Annotated in this window: 16 protein-coding genes, 2 pseudogenes and 1 riboswitch; of the genes and pseudogenes, 8 read left to right on the top strand and 10 right to left on the bottom strand. The window is 63.3% G+C overall.

Translation table 11 applies throughout. The features are described from left to right. Positions 1 to 136 precede the first annotated feature (136 nt). The 3 genes from ACFXS9_RS18760 to ACFXS9_RS18770 are packed head-to-tail and all read right to left on the bottom strand — an operon-like array spanning position 137 to position 2,764. Positions 137 to 1,015: a sulfurtransferase gene (locus ACFXS9_RS18760; RefSeq protein ID WP_392690988.1), complete on the bottom strand. Its 879-nt coding sequence runs from the start codon at positions 1,013 to 1,015 to the stop codon at positions 137 to 139. 46 nt (positions 1,016 to 1,061) lie between these two features. Next, a complete protein-coding gene (locus tag ACFXS9_RS18765) occupies positions 1,062 to 2,186 on the bottom strand; it encodes an acyl-CoA dehydrogenase family protein (RefSeq protein WP_392690991.1) in 1,125 nt (374 codons plus the stop codon). Between the two features lie 35 nt (positions 2,187 to 2,221). After that, positions 2,222 to 2,764, bottom strand: coding sequence for an OsmC family protein (locus tag ACFXS9_RS18770; protein WP_392690994.1), 543 nt, complete (start codon positions 2,762 to 2,764; stop codon positions 2,222 to 2,224). A gap of 226 nt (positions 2,765 to 2,990) precedes the next feature. On the opposite strand from ACFXS9_RS18770, the gene ACFXS9_RS18775 reads away from it, so the two are divergent. After that, the gene (locus ACFXS9_RS18775; RefSeq protein ID WP_392690996.1) at positions 2,991 to 3,650 is read left to right on the top strand and encodes a TetR/AcrR family transcriptional regulator; all 660 of its coding nucleotides are present in this window, start codon (positions 2,991 to 2,993) and stop codon (positions 3,648 to 3,650) included. 6 nt (positions 3,651 to 3,656) lie between these two features. Here the strand turns inward: ACFXS9_RS18775 and ACFXS9_RS18780 are convergent, their stop codons facing one another. Together ACFXS9_RS18780 and ACFXS9_RS18785 are read right to left on the bottom strand one after the other, a co-directional pair. Beyond that, entirely contained in the window at positions 3,657 to 5,132 is a 1,476-nt protein-coding gene (locus ACFXS9_RS18780; protein WP_392690998.1) for a DUF2182 domain-containing protein, read from the bottom strand. Positions 5,133 to 5,343: 211 nt separating this feature from the next. Then, positions 5,344 to 6,555: a TrmJ/YjtD family RNA methyltransferase gene (locus ACFXS9_RS18785; protein WP_334381587.1), complete on the bottom strand. Its 1,212-nt coding sequence runs from the start codon at positions 6,553 to 6,555 to the stop codon at positions 5,344 to 5,346. Between the two features lie 452 nt (positions 6,556 to 7,007). On the opposite strand from ACFXS9_RS18785, the pseudogene ACFXS9_RS18790 reads away from it, so the two are divergent. The 3 genes and pseudogenes from ACFXS9_RS18790 to ACFXS9_RS18800 form a co-directional block, all read left to right on the top strand. Further along, positions 7,008 to 7,322 (top strand): annotated as a pseudogene (locus ACFXS9_RS18790) (isocitrate/isopropylmalate family dehydrogenase); the annotation flags it as partial. Continuing rightward, entirely contained in the window at positions 7,229 to 8,170 is a 942-nt protein-coding gene (locus ACFXS9_RS18795; protein WP_392691000.1) for an NADP-dependent isocitrate dehydrogenase, read from the top strand. The pseudogene ACFXS9_RS18790 and the gene ACFXS9_RS18795, both read left to right, overlap by 94 nt. A gap of 49 nt (positions 8,171 to 8,219) precedes the next feature. Continuing rightward, on the top strand, positions 8,220 to 8,726 hold the full coding sequence (locus tag ACFXS9_RS18800; RefSeq protein WP_392691003.1) for a DUF3455 domain-containing protein: 507 nt from the start codon (positions 8,220 to 8,222) through the stop codon (positions 8,724 to 8,726). Between the two features lie 58 nt (positions 8,727 to 8,784). Here the strand turns inward: ACFXS9_RS18800 and ACFXS9_RS18805 are convergent, their stop codons facing one another. Beyond that, the gene (locus tag ACFXS9_RS18805; protein WP_392691006.1) at positions 8,785 to 9,459 is read right to left on the bottom strand and encodes a DUF2270 domain-containing protein; all 675 of its coding nucleotides are present in this window, start codon (positions 9,457 to 9,459) and stop codon (positions 8,785 to 8,787) included. Between the two features lie 212 nt (positions 9,460 to 9,671). Then, a complete protein-coding gene (locus ACFXS9_RS18810) occupies positions 9,672 to 9,995 on the bottom strand; it encodes a septal ring lytic transglycosylase RlpA family protein (protein WP_392691008.1) in 324 nt (107 codons plus the stop codon). On the opposite strand from ACFXS9_RS18810, the gene ACFXS9_RS18815 reads away from it, so the two are divergent. Beyond that, positions 9,925 to 10,257, top strand: coding sequence for a hypothetical protein (locus ACFXS9_RS18815; protein ID WP_392700334.1), 333 nt, complete (start codon positions 9,925 to 9,927; stop codon positions 10,255 to 10,257). The genes ACFXS9_RS18810 and ACFXS9_RS18815 overlap by 71 nt on opposite strands. Before the next feature lie 524 nt (positions 10,258 to 10,781). On the opposite strand, the pseudogene alaS reads toward ACFXS9_RS18815, so the two are convergent. Next, positions 10,782 to 13,453 (bottom strand): annotated as a pseudogene (gene alaS, locus ACFXS9_RS18820) (alanine--tRNA ligase). 214 nt (positions 13,454 to 13,667) lie between these two features. Next, positions 13,668 to 13,758: riboswitch (glycine riboswitch) on the top strand. A 137-nt stretch (positions 13,759 to 13,895) separates the two neighbouring features. Between alaS and gcvT the strand changes: the two are divergent. From gcvT to gcvP, 3 genes are all read left to right on the top strand, one after another. Further along, positions 13,896 to 15,041: a glycine cleavage system aminomethyltransferase GcvT gene (gene gcvT, locus ACFXS9_RS18825; RefSeq protein WP_392691011.1), complete on the top strand. Its 1,146-nt coding sequence runs from the start codon at positions 13,896 to 13,898 to the stop codon at positions 15,039 to 15,041. A gap of 26 nt (positions 15,042 to 15,067) precedes the next feature. Next, positions 15,068 to 15,433, top strand: coding sequence for a glycine cleavage system protein GcvH (gene gcvH / locus ACFXS9_RS18830; protein ID WP_065728594.1), 366 nt, complete (start codon positions 15,068 to 15,070; stop codon positions 15,431 to 15,433). A gap of 204 nt (positions 15,434 to 15,637) precedes the next feature. Beyond that, complete coding sequence (gene gcvP, locus ACFXS9_RS18835; protein ID WP_392691014.1) at positions 15,638 to 18,526, top strand: aminomethyl-transferring glycine dehydrogenase; 2,889 nt, start codon at positions 15,638 to 15,640, stop codon at positions 18,524 to 18,526. A gap of 101 nt (positions 18,527 to 18,627) precedes the next feature. Here gcvP and ACFXS9_RS18840 read toward each other — a convergent pair whose 3' ends face one another. Both ACFXS9_RS18840 and recA read right to left on the bottom strand, forming a co-directional pair. Further along, positions 18,628 to 18,975 carry a hypothetical protein gene (locus ACFXS9_RS18840; RefSeq protein WP_392691017.1) on the bottom strand — a complete coding sequence of 116 codons (348 nt, stop codon included), beginning with the start codon at positions 18,973 to 18,975 and terminating at the stop codon, positions 18,628 to 18,630. A gap of 146 nt (positions 18,976 to 19,121) precedes the next feature. Continuing rightward, complete coding sequence (gene recA, locus ACFXS9_RS18845) at positions 19,122 to 20,213, bottom strand: recombinase RecA (protein ID WP_392691019.1); 1,092 nt, start codon at positions 20,211 to 20,213, stop codon at positions 19,122 to 19,124. Between the last annotated feature and the right edge of the window lie 391 nt (positions 20,214 to 20,604).

Here is a 20,604-nt window from a genome sequence, read left to right on the forward strand (position 1 = left end):
AGTGCGCCGTGATTATACGCACTGGAGGTCGGGAACGCCAGAGCGACGCGGTGGCGCGGTTCCACCACATCGATGTCGAGGCCGCGTGGTTGCAGTCCGATTCCATGGAATCAGACCGCTCCCCTCGGACACGCCGTTACGCCGCCTTGATAGTGAGCTTGGCCTCCATCGGCAGCCCCTCCTCGATCGGCAGCGAGGGATCGCGCGACCATTCGTTCCAGGAGCCGAAATACATTCGCACATCCTTCACGCCGGCGTTCTTCAAGGCGAGGAACGTGTTCGAGGCGCGCGCCCCCTTGAAGCAATAGAGATAGACCGGCGTATTCTGCGTGATGCCGACGGTGGCGCATTCCGCCAGGATTTCGTTCTTGGACTTGAAGCGCGGCCCTTCCGCGGTCGGCTTCATCATGCGGTACCATTCGAGCCAGACGGCGCCGGGGATGCGTCCCTTGCGCGGGCAGAAATCCTTCCCATACGGAGAAGAGCTTTCGCCGATCCATTCGTCGATGTCGCGCACATCGAGCAGCGCAATGCCCGGCTTGCCGACGGCCGCCAGCATGGTCTTGGCATCGATCAGGATGTCGCCCGCTTCAGGCAGAACCGCGAACGACGCCTTCACCGGCGACGGCACCTCCGTGGTCACCGGCAGGCTAGCCGCCATCCAGGCATCGAAGCCGCCATGCAGCACCTTGACCTTGGGATAGCCGAGCATGGTCAGCAGATAGTAGCCGCGGCAGGACTGCCCGAAGCCGGAATTCATCGACTGCTCGTAGATGACCGCGGTCTCCTTGCCCGACAAGCCTGCGGCGCCAAACGCATCGGCGAATTTCGTCTTGAGCTCGTGAATACCTTCCGGCGTCGAGGTCGCGAGATAGGTGAAGATTTCATGGACGTTGATGGCGTTCGGGAGATGCCCCGCGCCGTAGCCTTCCGGATTGCGGGTGTCGATGACGACACACGGCTCTTGCTTGAGGAATTCCGCGAGTTCGCCGGCAGTAATCAGAACGTCCGTCATGGCAGGCCTCTCCTGTTCGTGGTTGCGGGTTGTGGTCGATCGGAAATCAGTGCTCGTCGCCGGCCAGCATCTTGCGCAACTGCTTGGTGGCGGGCGTGACGATGGCGACGAAATAGGCTTCGCGAAGCCTGCGCTGGGCGCGGTGGCTCTTCAAATAACCGCGCGCGCCGCAATGAAGCATCGCCGCATGCGCAGCCGCGACGCTGGCGTCGCCGAGCCGGAGCCGCAGCGCGATGACGCGGCGCCAGTAGCTATCGTCGGAATTGTAGGGGTCGCGCGCCAGTGCCATCGTCTCCTTCTCGAACTCGGCATGGAGTTCATGGAATTGAGTAGGCTGTTGCGGCAAATAACGGTTGATATGGCTCAAGGGCGCGTCGACCTCGTCCATGATCTGGATGCAATCCTTGATCAGGCCGAGCGCCATGCCGGCCTGCAGCAGGATGAAACCGGCGCGGATTTTCTTCACGAACGGTCCCGCCGGTTCGGCGAGGATCAGCCCATCCGGCACGAAGACGTCCCGAAACTGCACGGCATAGGTGCCGGTGCCGTCCATCGCGAGAAATGGTTTGCATGGCTGCAGCGTGATCGCGGGATCGGAGCAATCGGCAAGGAACATGACGATGCCGCCGCCCTCGTCCTCGCGCTCGAAGATGGTGCCGAAGAAGTGATCGGGACCGAGGTTCGACACCCAGGGCAGCGCGCCGCGCACGACGTAACCACCCTCGACCTTGCGTCCCCTGAGTTTGAGTTTCTCGATACCGAAGAAGCTCTTCATCGGATTGGACAGCCCAGTGCCGCCGAGCATCTCGCCGCTGGCAAAGTTGCCGGCGAATTTGGCAACGAGTTTTGGATTGTTCGAATTCGAGGCGTACCAGACCAGCGTGTTCTGGCACCACGCCATGAAGGCGGTGGCGCCGCAGACCTCGCCGAGCACCGCGATCGATTGAATGGCGCAGCGCAGGTCCGCCATGCCATCCGCAGGCTGGTGACTGCCCCACGCGCCGACGTGCCCGAGCCGCCGCAGCAAGGCATCCGGATAGACGGTGCCCTCGTCGATGGCCGCGGCCTGGGGTGCGAGTTCTCTACGCGCAATCGCCGCGACCTGATCCACGATCGATGCCGCGGGGAGATCTTCGGCAACTGCGAGCCGCGATACCGCCACTGAACCCATGAGAACCTCCGCACCCCAGTGCCTGTTGCGACTGCTTATGCGCTGACTTCGAGATTGACGGGCCGCGTAAAGGTGTTGGCGACCGGCGACCATCTCTTGACGTGGGCGACCAGCGCATCGATCTCGCTCTTCGGAATGCCCTCGCATTCCATGTCGACCTTGACGCGCACATCGGTGAAGCCGACCGGCTTTTCGCTGACGTCGCCGGTGCCCCACACCGCCGTGATATTGAGGTCGCCCTCCAGCTCGAGTTCGAGCTTGTTGACGATCCAGCCGCGATGAACGGCGTTGGCGTGCAGGCCGACCGCAAGGCACGAGCCGAGCGCAGCGAGCGAGGCTTCGGAAGGATTCGGCGCGGTGTCGTCGCCGAGCAGGCCCGGCGGCTCGTCGACGATGTAGGGCGCGAGATTGCGAATGTAGTTGGCGTGGCGGAACTTGCCCTCCGCCACCGTCCTGCACTTCAAGGTCTTGATGACCTTCGGATTGGCCTTGCCGTTGGCGATGAGCTGCTCGAGCCCATTTTTGTCGATCGGGGCCAGGCAGCCCGTGAGCACCGTTTTTTGAGCGACCGCGGTCATCATTTCTCTCCCTTGGGTAGGATACCGAACGTTCTGTTTCCTGCATGAAGCGTGCCAGATCAGGCCGAAATCAAAAGCTGAACGTCTCTCGTCGCTTAGTGTGCCTGCCCGGAAATTGGTCAGCGCCCTGCTGCACAGGCGCGAAGCAATTGCCGCGTGCTTGCGATTATTTTCGGCGCAAAGATGCGGCTTGATGATTGCGCCGCGCTCCGATTAACTGCGGCGCATGGGCAAATCAGTCTCCAAGAGGAAAGCTGTCGCGGCGTCGGCCGCAGGCGACGAGGAATCAGCGCGCGGCCGCCTGCTCAATGCGGCGACGCATCTGTTCTGCAAGAACGGCATCAACGCCACCGGCATCGACGCGATCATCGACGAGGCCGGCACCGCCAAGACCACGCTCTACAAATTGTTCGGCTCGAAGACCAACCTCGTCAACGCCGTGCTGGAAAGCGAAGGCAAGGCCTGGCGTGAATGGTTCATCGGCGCGATGGAGGATGGCGGCGGCGATGCGCAGGCGAAGCTGAAGCGGATTTTTCCGGCGCTGAAGTGCTGGTTCGCCGAAGAGCGCTTCTACGGCTGCCCCTTCATCAATGCGGTGGCCGAGCACGACAAGGACGCCAAGCAATTCCGCAACGTCGCGCTGCGCCACAAGAAGGTGGTGCTGACGCACATCGAAAAGCTCGCAAGTGAAATGGGCGCCGCCGAACCACAGGTGCTGGCCCATCAACTCGCGCTGTTAATAGACGGCGCCATCGTCGCCGCCATGGTCTCGCGCGATCCCGGCGTCGCGGATACCGCGGGGCTTGCGGCGGCCAATCTGTTCGGGCCTGCCAGGGTGAAGAAGACAAAGCGCGCCGGTAACCCTGCGGAGCTTGTCGCCGTCTGAGGCGAGCTACAGCGATGCGGAAGCCGTAACGACGAGACTGCGCGCCAGCACCACCCCGCCGGCCAGGATCAGGCCAACACCTGCGATGCGGCTGAGCCACGGGCTGCGGGCGAGCAGCTTCTCGAAGGCGACATAGATCGCCACCGCCGCGATCCACACCAGGTTCATCACGCCGGCAACGAACAGCAGCGCCATCAAAAACCAGCAACAGCCGACACAGTAAGTGCCGTGCCGAAAACCCATGCGCAGCGCGCCCATGGCGCCCGGTTGCCAGTAGCGGCTGAGGAAGAACACCGGGCTCTGGCAGTAGCGCAGGCAGGCGCGCTTGACCGGCGTGAGCTGATAGAGCCCGGCGGCAAGCAGGATGATCCCGGCGAGTGTGCTGCTGGTGCTCGCCATCATGCCGGACAGCAGCCCGGCCTGATCGAGTGCCCACTGCACCGCGACCGCGGCGAGACTAAAGCCGGCCCATATCAGGAGATAGCCGGCGAGAAAGAGCCAGCTCGTGAAGACGGGATTATCCGTCTCCTGCCTGCGCTTGATCGCCGTAAACAGCAGCACCATCGGCGCGGCGCTCGGCACCATCATCGCGACCATCATCACCCACCACATCGCGAACATCAGCGCGGCCTGCGAGGGCGACCATGGCTCGGGGTCCATCGGCATGTCGGCCATGCTCATGTCGATGCCAGCGCCGGCGATCAGATAACCCCAGGCGAAGGCGACGACGGCAGCCATGCCGAATGCCACGATCAGGCGATCGTGGCGCAAGGTCTGTTCAAGCGCAGAGGTCCCGGACATGGACTTAACCTCCGCCACGGAAACGGCGCGTCGAAAGGGTGCCTGCAGCGCTAGGCCGCGACACCTTCCGGCGTCTGGACCACGTTGGCCAGCGAGCTGTGTGCCTTCGGTGTCGAACCTGATGGCGCCGGTCGAGCGGATGTTGGACGAGGCGACCTCCGCAGCCCTGTGTTCGAAGCCCTCAGGCATCACGACCTGGATGCGGTGGGGCTCTCCGGTCACCGGATTCTTGATCGGCTCGACCTCGGTCTCAAGCACACCCTTGGCCACCATGCGCGCGACGCGTCCATCCTTGTCGAATGAAAACTCGATCGGCACAAATAACGGCTCATGCATTTTAGTCACGATCAGGCTGAGAATCTGGAACAGCGTGCCTTCGGCGGAGTTCTGGCCCGACATGATCTTGAAAAGCGCGTCGCGTTGTTCGGGTGTGGCGCGCTCGTCGATGATCGGCTGTAGCTGGCCGTTGCCCTCATGCAGCGCACCCGGAAAATGAACGGTCGCCGCGAAAACCAGACCGTCGAGTTTCGTCTTTTCGAAATGTCCCTTGGTGATCCTCATGCCGACCAGGCCCTTGCAATAGCCGTGGGTCGGCCGCGCATTGAAGTCGCACGGACAGCCAAATGCGCAATTGCAGTTCTTGATCCATTCGCCTTCGAGACGCCAGTCAGATGTCGCCATCGCACACCTCCGATTTGCGTTGTCGATTGGACTGCAGCCGCTTGAATGCGAGCTTACCTCGTTTGTGCCCCAAGGGACAGCGACCGGGTGGGCCAAGCCACCGGATCGCGCGAATGTGCACCCCGCGACGAGCGCAAGGCGCTCGCGGAGTGATGACAGGCTCTGTGCCCACCATTCAAGACAACGGTGCCGACAAATGGTGGGCACGGCGCTAGCGCGCCTTTGCCCACCCTACGGCTTTCTCCAGCCGCTCCAGCTCGGTCGCCAGATCCCGCTCGACATCGGCAACCCGCATCTCGATCACGCGGTAATCCCGTGCCTCCAGCCACGCCTTCCGCCCGGCGCGGTCGGCGACAATTGTTTCCGTCTCGTTCGGGTTGACCAGTTCGATCGCCAGGCGATGCACAAACGAGACGAAATCCGGAATGTGGCGGCCGACCGGGGTCTGGCGCTTGAACTGGCCGGCGAAGCGGCGGTCGCGGGTCAGCGCCTGCCACAGAATGCGCTCGGCATCGGTCGGGTTGCGGCGAAGCAGCCGGGCCAGCCCGCGCACGGTAGAGCTGTCGCCGGGCACCGCCGGCCCCTGCCCGTGCTCGGCCAACAGCGCCCGCAGCCGTGTCGCCTGTTCACCGTCGAGCACGCCGCCCTTGGCCGGTCCCTTGCGTCCCTCGGCGATCGCCATCACCACGCCGTGCAGGGTGTGCATGTCCTGCTTGGTCGGGTCCATCCGGGTGAAGATGTTGCGCAGGTTGACCAGCATGGTCTCGCGCTTCTCGCGCGGGCGGAGGAATTCGACCTTGTCGAGTTCCCGAACCAGATTATCGAAGAAGGCCTGCATCTGGTGCTGCGACGCCGGCTCGGAGCGTTCCGGCATTGCGAACGGCAGGGCGCCGCCGGTCGACAGCTTGAACCACTCGTAGCCGATCAGCAGCACTGCCTGCGCCAGATTGAGCGAGGCGAAGCCGGGATTGACCGGAAAGGTGATGATCCGGTTGGCCAGCGCCACCTCCTCGTTCTGCAGGCCGTACCGCTCGCGGCCGAACAGGATGCCAGCCCCGCCGCCGCTTCCGACATGGGCCACGATCTCGGCCGCCGCTTGCGCCGGCGCGACCACCGGCTTGGCCTGATCATGCGCGCGGGCGGTGGTCGCGAACAGCAATGTGAGATCGGCGACCGCCTGCTCCACCGTGTCGAACAACTGCGCCTGTTCCAGAATCTGGTCCGCGCCGGCCGCCGCCCGTTGTGCCGCGATGTTCGGCCAGCCGTCGCGCGGATTGACGATCCGCAGGCGCGACAGGGCAAAATTGCCCATCGCGCGCGCGGCCATGCCGATATTCTCGCCGAGCTGCGGCTCGACGAGGATCACAATGGGTCCGGCTAAGTCCAACCCAGACTTGGTTTTATCGGTGCCCGAACCGGACATTTTTGGCTTCACTTTCTGATTCAACTTCCAAAGCAACTTCTGAAGATTTGAATCCGCGCGCGATGCGCATACGATTCAATCTCTCACGCTTGCCCGTTTTAGAAAGGCGGCCGGAATTCGCCAGCCTGAGAATCGGGTTAGTAGCGTTTCCGCTAGTTCGCTCAAAGCCTCAATTGGGCCTCATCCGGAACGTCGGCGCAGCGCTACCGGACGATGCTACGCATCGCCTGGGCCGCACCGCGTCCGGGACACCCGATATCCCATGCATTCCGCGCCTGAAAGATGGGCTAAAAGTCGGGGCCGCACCAGCTTTCGCCGGCCGATTTGCGGTGCTATAGCCCGCCTATAATCACCCACCCCGCCCCAAACGCGCGGTTTTCCGAGAAAAGGCCCCCTCCATCATGGCAAAAATCAAGGTGACCAACCCCGTCGTCGAACTCGATGGCGACGAGATGACCCGGATCATCTGGCAGTGCATCAAGGACAAGCTGATCACCCCGTTTCTGGATGTCGAGCTGCTGTATTTTGACCTCGGAATGGAGTACCGCGACCAGACCAACGACCAGGTCACGATCGACGCCGCCAACGCCATCAAGAAGGTCGGCGTCGGCGTCAAATGCGCCACCATCACCCCCGATGAAGCCCGGGTGAAGGAATTCGGCCTGAAGGAGATGTGGAAGTCGCCGAACGGCACCATCCGCAACATCCTCGGCGGCGTGATCTTCCGCGAGCCGATCATCTGCAAGAACGTGCCGCGCCTGGTTCCCGGCTGGACCAAGCCGATCATCATCGGCCGCCACGCCTATGGCGACCAGTACCGCGCCACCGACATCAAGTTCCCCGGCAAGGGCACGCTGACCCTGAAATTCGTCGGCGAGGACGGCACCGTCATCGAGAGGAAGTGTTCAAGACCCCGGGCTCCGGCGTCGCGATGCAGATGTACAACCTCGACGACTCCATCATCGATTTCGCCCGCGCCTCCTTCAATTACGGCCTGATGCGGAACTATCCGGTCTATCTCTCGACCAAGAACACCATCCTGAAAGTCTATGACGGCCGCTTCAAGGACATCTTCCAGGACATCTACGACCGCGAGTTCAAGAAGGAATTCGAGGCCAAGCGGCTCACCTACGAACACCGTCTGATCGACGACATGGTCGCTTCCGCGCTGAAATGGTCCGGCGGCTATGTCTGGGCCTGCAAGAACTACGACGGCGACGTGCAGTCGGATACGGTGGCGCAGGGCTACGGCTCGCTCGGCCTGATGACCTCGGTGCTGCTGACGCCCGACGGCAAGACCGTCGAAGCCGAAGCCGCGCACGGCACGGTGACCCGGCACTACCGCGAGCACCAGAAGGGCAAGGAGACCTCGACCAATTCGATCGCGTCGATCTTCGCCTGGACCCGCGGCCTCGCCCACCGCGCCAAGCTCGACAACAACCCGCAGCTCGCAAAATTCGCCGACACGCTGGAGAAGGTCTGCGTTGCGACCGTCGAGGAAGGCTACATGACCAAGGACCTCGCGCTCCTGGTCGGCGCCGATCAGCGCTGGCTGTCCACGACTGGCTTCCTCGACAAGGTTGCGGCCAATCTCGAGAAGGCGATGGCGGCATAATTGGCTGACGATGGTGTTGGTCCTTCGGGGCCAACACCATGGATTTGCGATGCCGATTGTCCGAAACACCGCTCTCGCTCTGCTTTTGTCATCGGCGACGCTTTTGAGCGTGCATGCCCAGACGCCTCTTCCCGACACCATCGCGGCGCCGGGAGAAAAAACCGTGCTCACCCTCCACGCCGAAGGCGCGCAGGTCTACGAATGCAAGGCCGGCTCCGACGGCAAGCTCGCCTGGGCGTTCCGCGAGCCGATCGCGACGCTGCTGCTCGACGGCAAGACCGTCGGCCGGCACTACAACGGTCCGAACTGGGAGCACATCGACTCTAGCGCCGTCGTCGGCAAGGCAGCCGGCAACGCCCCCGGCGCGACGGCGAACGACATTCCCTGGCTGAAGCTGGAAGTGACGTCCGGCCGCGGCACCGGGATCCTCTCCGGCGTCACGACCGTGCAGCGGATCAATACGTCGGGCGGAAAACTCGAAGGCGCCTGCGACGAGGCAGGCAGCTATCGCAACGTGCCCTACTCCGCGGACTACGTGTTCCTGCGTAAGGGCTGAACTCTCCACGTCATTGCTGTCGATGACGGGGCACGACCAAGCCCGCGGCGATCGCCTGCTAGCCCATCGCCACCCTGTCGCCGCGGTGCTCGCGTTGGTCGAGCCACATCGTGCCGAACGCGAACGCCAGCCAGCCGAAATTGTAGACAAGGCCAATTATCAGAATGACCCAGCCGGGAATTGGTCCGACTGCGGCGCGATCGACAAATTCCGCCAAGGTTGACGCGGGCGTCGGATGGATTGCGATCTTGCCGTAATAGGCAATCACCTGGACGGCGAGAATCCAGACGTAGTTGCGACGCAGCCGCCGCCCCGCCGCGCGGACAAACGAAATGTGGTGGCGGGGCGCGGTGTAGTCGCGCCCGAGCGTCACCTGCCAGCTATCGTCGCGGGCTTCACCGGTGAATATCGGCGCGTAGAAATTTGTCTCCATCCATCGAGCTCGGGCGCGCCAGACATTGAAGTACCGATAACGTCGCGCCTCCATGCCGAGAAACACGGCAATGAGCAGGCCTACGAGCAGGAGTGGCAGCGGTGAAGCTTCCGGACTCGAAAAGGTCGTCGACAGGGCGATGCCCATTGTGACGATCGCCCAGTTGGTCGTGTTGTCTAGCCGCGTTCTCCAGATCGTCGAACGGTAGACTTCGCCCCGGTAGAGATGAGCGATGGCGCCCATTTCGGCAGAGCTGAAGCCATGTTGGCGCTGTGTTTCGCTGTGAGCCGTAACAGACATGGCGGGACTCCGGTTGTCCGAACCGCGGATCACCGGCGTTGATCGGTAGCGTCCACCTCATCGACGCCGATGAACCTATCCGGAATTGTGACGTCGCAACTATGCTCGCCCAGAAGCCGAATTGCCAGCCACAGGGCGAGCAATATAACGATGCACCGCACTATCGCGGCCTGGCGTCCGCATCGGGTCGCGCGTTGTGGCTATGCTCCACCTCAGCGGAGAGAGACCAGCGCAGTCCCGGCCATGCCAAGCACACGGGCGGCCCCAGTGGATAGGTCGATGCACCGTCCCTTCACGAACGGACCACGATCATTTATCCGGACGGTGACACTTCGCCCGGTGGAATGTGAGGTGACTGTGACGCGAGAGCCGAACGGTCTGGCGCGATGGGCCGCGGTCATCACATTTGGATTCATCCGCTCTCCCGATGCAGTTCGACCGCCGCTGTAGCCATAGCGCGAAGCAATGCAGGTTTCGGCGAATGCCGGCACCGATAGACAGGCAAGCGCCAAGGCGGCGCATATCGGGCGAATCATCGTCACCCTTCCAGGACCGAGGCTCTATTGGCCAACTGCCAACTTTTGCCCAGCCTCTGAGTTCCAGCAAGCGCGTCAGAATGACGAAAGCGGCGCAGCATGGCTGCTGTCGGCGCCCTACCTCTTGGCCCCAAGATACGTCGTCCATACGGCGCTGGCCAAGGTCTGTGATGTTTTGCGAGCGCACACCTTTTCGACTTCTGCAACGATCGACGAGACGTTGATTCTCGGCTGTGTTTGGCCACTCGCCGCGGCAACGTAATTAAGTCCCGTCCAGAAACCGTGAATCCAGACAGTGCCCTCTAACTGATGCTCTTCCGTAGATCGCCAGTGAGCGCAACTCATGCTCCCTACTCCGATCATGTCGACCGAAACTTTGGCGTCCTGCGCTGACGCCACGCAGACTGACGCGCCAAAGGCGATCGACGCAAATAGAGATGGCTTTATCGTCCACCAGGTCATTCTGGCACCTCTCGCCCGAACGCCAAAAGTCGGCTGTCGCGTAAGTCCAGCGATCGGGTTGTCTACCGGAATGCCGCTACCAATGATGCCCGCAAGGTCCGTGGCATCATCGAGGGTTCGATCAACGTGGATTCCTGCAGCATCACCAGGAATTAGGCTGCAGCGTGACAAATGCAGATGGCGTTAGCCCATTCTGCTGTTCCGCTTGTAGGCGGGATGGCTGGCGCCTGCTCAGCAGGTTGATCCATCATCAGCCATTGCATCGCAGCGACAGCGCTGGCGATCGCGGCCAAGGCGCCTATGATTTCACGCCTCAGCTTGCCCCTAAGCCCCCGCCATCGCCTGCTCGATCGCCGACAGCGCCGCATTAGCCTTGGCGCCGTCGGGCCCGCCGGCCTGCGCCATGTCGGGCCGGCCGCCGCCGCCCTTGCCGCCAAGCGCCTCGGAGCCCTTGCGCACCAGTTCGACCGCGTTGAATCGCGCCGTGAGATCGGCGGTGACGCCAACGACGATGCCGGCCTTGCCGTCCTCGGTGACGCCGACGATCGCGACCACGCCGGAGCCGATCTGCTTCTTGCCGTCGTCGACCAGGCTCTTCAGATCCTTGGTCTCGACGCCTTCGACCGCGCGCGCCAGCAGCTTGACGCCGCCCGCTTCGCGCACGCCGCCCGCTGCCGCGCCGTTGCCCGCGCCGCCACCCATCGCGAGCTTCTTGCGCGCATCCGACAGATCGCGCTCCAGCTTCTTGCGCTCTTCCATCAGCGCCGCGATGCGCGCCGGCATGTCGTCGACGCTGGTGCGCAGCTCGAACGCCGCCGTCTTCGCAATCGCCATCGTATCATTGGCGTGCTTGCGGGCGTGACGTCCGGTCAGCGCCTCGATGCGCCGTACCCCTGAGGCGACCGCGCTTTCGCCGGTCACCGAGATCAGCCCGATGTCGCCGGTGCGGCGCACATGGTGCCGCCGCACAGTTCGACCGACCAGCCGAGCGCGTTCTGGCCGTGAGCGCGGGCCTGCTTGCCCATCGACACCACGCGAACCTCGTCGCCGTATTTCTCGCCGAACAGGGCGCGCGCGCCGGCCTCGCGGGCGTCGTCGACCGCCATCAGCCGCGTCGTCACCTCGTCGTTTTCGAGCACCACCTCGTTGGCGATGTCCTCGACACGGGCGAGCTCTTCCGCCGTGATCGGCTTTGGATGCACGAAGTCGAAGCGCAGACGATCGGGCGCCACCAGCGAGCCGCGCTGGGCGATATGGTCGCCGAGTACCTGGCGCAGCGCCTCGTGCAGGAGATGCGTCGCCGAGTGATGGGCGCGGATCGACGACCGGCGCGCATGATCGACCTCGAGCTGCAGCGCGGTGCCTACCTTCAGCGTGCCCTGCTCCACCGTGCCCAGATGCACGAACAGATCGCCCGCCTTCTTCTGCGTGTCGGTAACGCGGAACTTGACGCCCTCGCCCGTCAGCAGGCCGATGTCGCCGACCTGGCCGCCGGACTCCGCATAAAACGGCGTCTGGTTCAGCACGATCGCGCCGGTCTCGCCGGCCCTCAGGCTGTCGGCATCCTTGCCGTCCTTGACCAGCGCGGTCACCACGCCCTCGGCGCTCTCGGTGTCATAGCCGAGGAATTCGGTGGCGCCGAGCTTTTCGCGCAACGGAAACCAGATGGCCTCGCTAGCAGTATCGCCCGAGCCGGCCCACGATGCGCGCGCCTTCACGCGCTGCCTATCCATGGCGTCCGAAAACGCCGCCTGATCGACGCTAATGCCGCGCGACTTCAGCGCATCCTGCGTCAGGTCGAGCGGGAAGCCGTAGGTGTCGTACAGCGTGAACGCAGTGTCGCCGTCGAACATGTCGCCCTTCTTCAGGCCGGCGCTCTTCTCGTCGAGGATCGCAAGGCCCCGCTCCAGCGTCTTGCGGAAGCGGGTCTCTTCCAGCCGCAGCGTTTCCTCGATCAGCGTTTCGGCGCGTACCAGATCCGGATAGGCCTGGCCCATCTCGCGCACCAGCGCCCAGACCAGACGATGCATCAGCGGCTCGCGCGCGCCGAGGAGCTGTGCGTGGCGCATCGCGCGGCGCATGATCCGGCGCAGCACATAGCCGCGGCCTTCGTTCGACGGCAGCACGCCGTCGGCGACGAGGAAGGCTGAAGAGCGCAGGTGGTCCGCGATGACCCGGAACGACGCGACGTTCTTCTCGTCCGGTCCATGCCCGAGAGCCGAAGCGGCGGCGTCGATCAAATGACGGAAAAGATCGGTCTCGAAGACGCTGTCGACGCCCTGCAGGATGCAGGCCATGCGCTCCAGCCCCATGCCGGTGTCGATCGAGGGGCGCGGCAGCGCGACGCGCTCGTCCTTCGTCACCTGCTCGAATTGCATGAAGACCAGGTTCCAGAATTCAAGGAACCGATCGCCGTCCTCTTCCGGGCTGCCCGGAGGCCCGCCCCAGATATGCTCGCCACGATCGATGAATATCTCGGAGCACGGACCGCACGGGCCGGTATCTCCCATCGCCCAGAAATTGTCCGAAGTCGCGATCCGGATGATGCGGTCATCCGAGAAGCCGGCGATGTTCTTCCAGTGACGCGCCGCCTCCTCGTCGTCGTGGTAGACGGTGACGAGCAGCTTGTCCTTCTTCAGCCCGAACTCCTTTGTGATCAGGTTCCAGGCGAGCTCGATCGCACGCTCCTTGAAATAGTCGCCGAACGAGAAATTGCCGAGCATCTCAAAGAACGTGAGATGCCGCGCGGTGTAGCCGACATTGTCGAGGTCGTTGTGCTTGCCGCCGGCGCGCACGCATTTTTGCGAGGTGGTGGCGCGCTGATAAGCGCGCTTCTCGACGCCGGTGAAGACGTTCTTGAACTGCACCATGCCGGCATTGGTGAACATCAGCGTCGGGTCGTTGCGCGGCACGAGCGGCGACGACGGCACGATCTCGTGGCCGTTCTCCGCAAAGAAATCCAAAAATTTCGACCTGATCTCGTTGACGCCGCTCATGTTCATCCAATCGGAAAAAAGGGCTGGGTCAGGCTACAACCGCCTTTAACCCTTCCGGCGGAACGCTTTTAGACAAGGCGGCCTGCGGTGTCCAGAAACTGTGCAGGCAGATCATAGGCTTGCCGCAGCACACAAGATGGGCGCGCAAGTCCCGTTGATAATGCTGCGGCTGCGTTGACAGGCTTGGCAGGGCTGTGTTTCCCTCTTATCTGTAAGACGTCACGTCGGGAGAGATCGGCTTAAGCGCCGGCGCCGAAGGAGCAACCGCCCCGGAAACTCTCAGGCAAACGGACCGCGTGACGAAATAGCATCTGGAAAGAGACGCCGGGCCGCATGCGCCCAAGGCGTCCGCCGACGGGATAATACTCTCAGGCACAGCGACAGATGGGGCTTTCTTTGGGTTTTTGGAGACTGGTCTCCGGAACCCATGAGGGCCTTGACGATGCTGGCAAGCGATAAATCCTCCCTCAGACGCACTCCGTTGCACGGGCTCCATGTGGCGCGCGGCGGCAAGATGGTTCCGTTCGCGGGCTATGAGATGCCCGTGCAATTCCCGGCCGGGGTCCTGAAGGAACATCTGCATACGCGAAGTGCCGCCGGCCTGTTCGACGTCTCGCATATGGGCCAGCTCGCGCTGCGGGCGAAATCCGGCCGAGTCGAAGACGCGGCACTGGCGCTGGAGCGTCTGGTGCCGCAGGACATCTTGGCGGTTGCGCCGCGACGGCAACGCTATGCCCAGTTCACGAATGGCAACGGCGGCATTCTCGACGATCTGATGGTGGCGAATTTCGGCGACCACCTGTTTCTGGTCGTCAACGCCGCCTGCAAGGCCGAGGACGAAGCGCATCTGCGCGCGCATCTGTCCGAGACCTGCATCATCGATTCGCTGGCCGATCGCGCCCTGATCGCATTGCAGGGACCGAAGGCGGAATCAGCGCTGGCGAAACTTTGTGCAGACGTGACTGCAATGCGGTTCATGGATACCGGGCCGCGCAAGGTGGCGGGCTTCGACTGCTTCGTCTCCCGCTCCGGCTATACCGGCGAGGACGGTTTTGAGATTTCGGTACCGGCCGAACAGGCCGAGGCGTTGGTGACGCTACTCCTGGACAATCCGGACGTGCTGCCGATCGGATTGGGCGCGCGCGACAGCCTGCGGCTGGAAGCCGGGCTTTGCCTCTACGGCCACGACCTCGACACCACGACGACGCCGGTCGAGGGCGCGCTGGAATGGTCCGTGCAGAGAAGCCGTCGCAGCGGCGGCGCCCGCGCCGGCGGCTTTCCGGGCGCCGAAAAAATCCTCTCACAGTTTGAAAAAGGCGCATCGCGTCGCCGCGTCGGCTTGCGCGCGCAAGGCCGCGCGCCGGTGCGCGAAGGCGCGCAATTGTTTGCGGACACCGCTTCAAGCGAGCCGATCGGCAAGGTGACGTCAGGCGGCTTCGGCCCGAGCCTCAATGCACCGGTTGCGATGGGCTATCTGCCGACCGCGCTTGCCGCAAACGGCACCCAGGTTTTCGCCGAAGTGCGCGGCCAGCGCCTGCCGCTGCAGGTCGCAGCCATGCCATTCGTTCCCAACACCTACAAACGCTGAACCTGCAAACGCCAAAGGGAAGTTTCATGACGACGCTGTTCACATCCGACCACGAATGGCTCCGCATCGAGGGCGATGTCGCCACCATCGGCGTCACCGATTATGCGCAATCGCAGCTCGGCGACGTCGTATTCGTCGAATTGCCGAAAGTCGGCCGCGCCCTGAAGAAGGCCGAAGCCGCCGCCGTCGTGGAGTCGGTGAAAGCCGCTTCCGATGTCTACGCGCCGATCTCGGGCGAAGTGATCGAGGTCAACGAGGCGCTCGCCGCCGAACCCGCGCTGGTGAATTCCGACGCCGGCGGCAAGGCCTGGTTCTTCAAGCTGAAGATCGCGGACAAGAGCGAACTCGGCGGCCTGATGGATGAGGCCGCCTACAAGGCACATACGGCGTGAGAACGATGAGGCACTCCGCCACTACACACTCCCTGTCATCGCCCGGCCTTGTGCGCAATTGCGCACTGGGACCGGGCGACCCGGTACGCAGCGGCCTTTCGGCCCTATCGCTGACTTCCCGGCGTACTGGATCGTCCGCCCCAGTGCGCAATTGCGCACAAGGCGGACGATGACACCGAATTTGCAAATTCCAGCGAGGCACCCATGAACGCGCCGTTGAAAACCACCGCCGCAGCCGCCACCGATTTCGTGCGCCGCCATATCGGCCCCTCGCCCCGCGACATCAGTGCGATGCTGGAGAGCGTCGGCGCGAACAGCCTCGCCGAGCTGATGGGCCAGACGCTGCCCTCCTCTATCCGGCAGGAGAAACCGCTCGATCTCGGCCCCGCGTTGAGCGAAACCGAGGCGCTTTCACATATGCGCGAGCTCGCCGCGCAAAACCAGGTGTTCACCTCGCTGATCGGCCAAGGCTATTCCGGCACCATTTTGCCCACGGTGATCCAGCGCAATGTTTTGGAGAACCCGGCCTGGTACACGGCCTATACGCCGTATCAGCCGGAAATCAGCCAGGGGCGGTTGGAAGCGCTGTTCAACTTCCAGACCATGGTCTGCGACCTCACCGGGCTGGATGTGGCCAACGCCTCGCTGCTCGATGAAGGTACCGCCGCGGCGGAGGCGATGGCGCTGGCCGAGCGCACCTCGCAGGTGAAGACAAAATCGTTCTTCGTCGATGCGGAAGTGCATCCGCAGACGCTTGCGGTGCTGCGCACCCGTGCCGAGCCGCTGGGCTGGAATCTGATCGTCGGCGATCCCCTCGCCGATCTCGAAGGCGCCGATGTGTTCGGTGGCCTGCTGCAATATCCGGGAACGACCGGCGCGGTGCGCGACCTCCGGCCGGCGATCTCGGCGTTGCGTGCGAAGGGCGCACTCGCCGTCGTCGCGGCCGATCTCCTGGCGCTGACGCTGATCGCCTCCCCCGGCGAGCTTGGCGCTGACATCGCCATCGGCTCGGCGCAGCGGTTCGGCGTGCCGATGGGTTATGGCGGTCCGCACGCGGCCTACATGGCGGTGCGCGATGCGCTAAAGCGTTCGCTGCCCGGCCGCATCGTCGGGCTGTCGGTGGATTCGCGGGGGCAGCCCGCCTATCGACTGGCGCTGCAGACCCGCGAGCAGCACATCCGCCGCGAAAAGGCGACCTCCAACATCTGTACCGCGCAGGTGCTGCTGGCGGTGATCGCCTCGATGTACGCGGTCTATCACGGTCCCGAAGGGCTGACGCATATCGCGCGCACCGTGCACCGCCGCGCGGCGGTGCTGGCGGCGGGGCTGACAAAACTCGGCCATGCACCGACGGCGCCGGCGTTCTTCGATACGATCACCGTCGCCGCGGGCGCGAAGCAGAGTGAAATCGTAGCCCGCGCGCTCGCCGAGAAGATCAATCTGCGCATCGGTGACGGCACGCTCGGCATCGCCGTGGACGAAACGACCACGCCTGCGACTGTGGAAGCGGTGTGGCGCGCCTTCGGCAGCGAGCTGTCCTATGTGGATGTCGAGCTGGGCGCGCGCGAAGCGCTGCCCGCCGAACTGAAGCGCGACAGCGCCTTCCTCGTCCATCCCGTGTTCCACACGCACCGCTCCGAAACCGAGCTGCTGCGCTACATGCGCAAGCTCTCAGATCGCGACCTCGCGCTCGACCGCGCCATGATCCCGCTCGGCTCCTGCACCATGAAGCTGAACGCGACCACGGAAATGATCCCGCTGACCTGGCCCGAATTCGGCTCGCTCCATCCGTTCGCGCCACGCGAGCAGGCGGCCGGCTATCACGCGCTGTTCGCGCGGCTGGAAAAATGGCTGTGCGACATCACCGGCTATGACGCGATCTCGCTGCAGCCGAATTCCGGCGCGCAGGGCGAATATGCCGGACTGCTCGCGATCCGCGCCTATCATGCCGCGCGCGGCGAGCCGCACCGCAAGGTTTGCCTGATCCCCTCCTCCGCGCACGGCACCAATCCGGCGTCTGCCCACATGGCCGGCATGGAAGTGGTGGTGACCGCCTGCGACGCGCGGGGCGATGTCGATGTCGACGATCTCCGCGCCAAGGCGGAGAAGCATTCGAAGAATCTTGCCGCCGTGATGATCACCTATCCCTCGACGCATGGCGTGTTCGAGGAGCACATCACGGATATCTGCGACATCGTGCATAGCCATGGCGGCCAGGTCTATCTCGACGGCGCCAACATGAACGCGCAGGTCGGCCTCTCCCGCCCCGGCGATTACGGCGCCGACGTCTCGCATCTCAATCTGCACAAGACCTTCTGCATTCCGCATGGCGGTGGCGGCCCGGGCATGGGCCCGATCGGCGTCAAGGCTCATCTTGCGCCCTATTTGCCAAGTCATCCTTCAAATTGCCATCCCGCAACCGACGGCGCGGTGCCGCATCCCATCGGCCCCGTGTCGGCGGCGCCGTTCGGCTCGGCGTCGATCCTGACGATTTCCTACATCTACATCCTGATGATGGGTGGCGAAGGCCTGACGCGCGCCACTGAAATGGCGATCCTCAACGCCAACTACATCGCCAGCCGGCTCGATCCGCATTTCCCGGTGCTCTACAAGAACGCCAAGGGACGCGTCGCGCATGAATGCATCGTCGATCCGCGGCCGCTGAAGACGACGAGCGGCGTCACCGTCGATGACATCGCAAAGCGCCTGATCGACTACGGCTTCCACGCGCCGACCATGAGTTTCCCGGTGCCGGGCACGCTGATGATCGAGCCGACCGAATCGGAATCGAAGGCGGAACTGGATCGGTTCTGCGACGCGATGATTGCGATCCGAAGCGAGATCACGGAGATCGAGATCGGCCGCTGGAAGGTCGAAGCCTCGCCCTTGCGCCACGCCCCGCACACCGTGCACGACATTGTCGATGATGCATGGAACCGCCCCTACAGCCGCGCCACCGGTTGTTTCCCCGATGGCATCTCGCGCACCGACAAATACTGGAGCCCGGTCGGTCGCGTCGACAACGTCTACGGCGACCGCAATCTGGTGTGCTCATGCCCGCCGGTTGAGGATTACGCGCAAGCCGCGGAGTAGCTTCGTAGGACAAGTGGAGCGAAGCGATACCATCATCGCGCCGCCCTGCGGTGATAGACGCAATGGGTTTCGCTGCAGCGATGCCCATCCTGCTGCCGGAGTTAGTCGGGCCAACGCAGCAGGCTTGCAGATCGCGCCATAAGGTTCTGACAATGGGCGGCTCCGACTGTGCGCGCCCAAGCTTGGGATTCGTCGATCAGGTCTTGCAAGTCGGTGAGCGCCTGTGCCTGCCAGTGCGCTCGTTCACCGCCAAGCGGCAGAGCTTCGGTTTCAGAATCGATTCCGACAAACGGCAAAATATCAGGATCGTCCTCGAGTCGTGCCTTGAAGCGACGCCTCGCAATGATCCTGGCCCCTTCCACGGGGGAAACGCTCCCAGACAGCACGCCCTTCGCCGTCTCAATGACAATTCGGCGCTCAGCAACAACCTCGGATTGATCCCAACTCACAACAGACTCAGTCTCGGCAGCATCAAATTGGTCACCTCTGCCTTCCTATCATAAAACAAAACGGGCACTGAGGACGTCGGCAACTCAACGTCCGCAGCACCCGTCGTCACGTTTCAGGCCTTAACCCCTGAAGCGTTTCTCAAAACTTATTCGTCGTCTGCCGGCTCCTCGCCGTCGGCGTCGCGCTCGGCGGGACCGGCCAAGATCTGCTCGGCGATCAGGCCGGAGTTCTGGCGGATCGCTGTCTCGATCTTGGCGACCATGTCGGGATTGGCCTTGAGGAAGGCTTTTGCGTTCTCGCGTCCCTGGCCGAGACGCTGGCTGTCATAGGAGAACCAGGCGCCGGACTTTTCGACGATGCCGGCCTTGACGCCAAGGTCGAGGATCTCGCCCATCTTGGAGACGCCCTCGCCATACATGATGTCGAATTCAACCTGCTTGAAGGGCGGCGCCAGCTTGTTCTTCACCACCTTGACGCGGGTGGTGTTGCCGACCACTTCGTCGCGCTCCTTGATCGCGCCGATGCGCCGGATGTCGAGGCGGACGGAGGCGTAAAATTTCAGCGCGTTGCCGCCGGTGGTGGTTTCAGGCGAGCCGTACATCACGCCGATCTTCATGCGGATCTGGTTGATGAAGATCACCATGGTGTTGGACTTGTTGATCGAGGCGGTGAGCTTGCGCAGCGCCTGGCTCATCAGCCGCGCCTGCAACCCCGGCAGCGCATCGCCCATCTCGCCCTCGAGTTCGGCCTTCGGCACCAGGGCCGCCACCAGATCGACCACCAGCACGTCGATCGCGCCGGAGCGCACCAGCGTGTCGCAGATTTCCAGCGCCTGCTCGCCGGTATCGGGCTGCGAGATCAGGAGCTCGTCGATGTTGACGCCGAGCTTGCGGGCATAGACCGGATCGAGCGCGTGTTCGGCGTCGATGAAAGCGCAGATGCCGCCCTTCTTCTGTCCTTCCGCCACCGTGTGCAACGCCAGCGTGGTCTTGCCGGAGGATTCCGGCCCGTAGATTTCGACCACCCGCCCCTTCGGCAGCCCGCCGACACCGAGCGCAATGTCGAGCCCGAGCGAGCCCGAGGAAACCGTCTCGACATCCATCGAACGGTCGTTCTTGCCCAGCTTCATCACCGAGCCCTTGCCGAACTGGCGCTCGATCTGGGAGAGCGCGGCAGACAGGGCCTTGGTCTTATCCATGGAGGATCCTTCAACGATACGCAGGGCAGTGGCGGACATAATACGTGCTCCTTATGGCGGGGATTCGCGAGCGGGACAAACGGCGGTGAGCAGCTTTTTGGATTCGATTTCGGTAGGAATCCATGTACCACCTTTGTTCTATGTTCGCAATATGTTCTTTTCGAAAGATGGGTACTGGCCTGTTTCCATCCGCAGTGGCCTAGTTTGGCCGGCAGTGGCCTAATTCGAAGATGCCACATAGCGGAACTCAATTTCTCTCGACTCCCGAACGCAAAGGGAATGTAGTTCCATTATCACCGCCCCGTCCGGCATCTACCGGTGACTGAGAGTGTTGCGCTCCCGCCTGACTTTAAGGTGAGCGTCATGACCCAAAGCCTCTCGCGTCCCGATTGTCCGAAGTGCGGCCAACCTATGCACTCGCTGGTCGCAG

Origin of the sequence: Bradyrhizobium sp. RDI18 (assembly GCF_043203335.1) — a bacterium.
In the GTDB taxonomy this organism is placed as follows: Bacteria; Pseudomonadota; Alphaproteobacteria; order Rhizobiales; family Xanthobacteraceae; genus Bradyrhizobium; species Bradyrhizobium retamae.

Excerpts from the sequence above, each read along its gene's own strand:
- gcvP (WP_392691014.1), top strand. The coding sequence starts at position 15,638 with ATGAACGCGCCGTTGAAAACCACCGCCGCAGCCGCCACCGATTTCGTG.
- ACFXS9_RS18775 (WP_392690996.1), top strand. The coding sequence starts at position 2,991 with ATGGGCAAATCAGTCTCCAAGAGGAAAGCTGTCGCGGCGTCGGCCGCA.
- ACFXS9_RS18780 (WP_392690998.1), bottom strand. The coding sequence starts at position 5,132 with ATGGCGACATCTGACTGGCGTCTCGAAGGCGAATGGATCAAGAACTGC.
- ACFXS9_RS18800 (WP_392691003.1), top strand. The coding sequence starts at position 8,220 with ATGCCGATTGTCCGAAACACCGCTCTCGCTCTGCTTTTGTCATCGGCG.
- ACFXS9_RS18770 (WP_392690994.1), bottom strand. The coding sequence starts at position 2,764 with ATGACCGCGGTCGCTCAAAAAACGGTGCTCACGGGCTGCCTGGCCCCG.
- gcvT (WP_392691011.1), top strand. The coding sequence starts at position 13,896 with ATGCTGGCAAGCGATAAATCCTCCCTCAGACGCACTCCGTTGCACGGG.
- recA (WP_392691019.1), bottom strand. The coding sequence starts at position 20,213 with ATGTCCGCCACTGCCCTGCGTATCGTTGAAGGATCCTCCATGGATAAG.
- ACFXS9_RS18785 (WP_334381587.1), bottom strand. The coding sequence starts at position 6,555 with ATGTCCGGTTCGGGCACCGATAAAACCAAGTCTGGGTTGGACTTAGCC.
- gcvH (WP_065728594.1), top strand. The coding sequence starts at position 15,068 with ATGACGACGCTGTTCACATCCGACCACGAATGGCTCCGCATCGAGGGC.
- ACFXS9_RS18805 (WP_392691006.1), bottom strand. The coding sequence starts at position 9,459 with ATGTCTGTTACGGCTCACAGCGAAACACAGCGCCAACATGGCTTCAGC.
- ACFXS9_RS18760 (WP_392690988.1), bottom strand. The coding sequence starts at position 1,015 with ATGACGGACGTTCTGATTACTGCCGGCGAACTCGCGGAATTCCTCAAG.
- ACFXS9_RS18810 (WP_392691008.1), bottom strand. The coding sequence starts at position 9,995 with ATGATTCGCCCGATATGCGCCGCCTTGGCGCTTGCCTGTCTATCGGTG.
- ACFXS9_RS18765 (WP_392690991.1), bottom strand. The coding sequence starts at position 2,186 with ATGGGTTCAGTGGCGGTATCGCGGCTCGCAGTTGCCGAAGATCTCCCC.
- ACFXS9_RS18815 (WP_392700334.1), top strand. The coding sequence starts at position 9,925 with ATGCAGGTTTCGGCGAATGCCGGCACCGATAGACAGGCAAGCGCCAAG.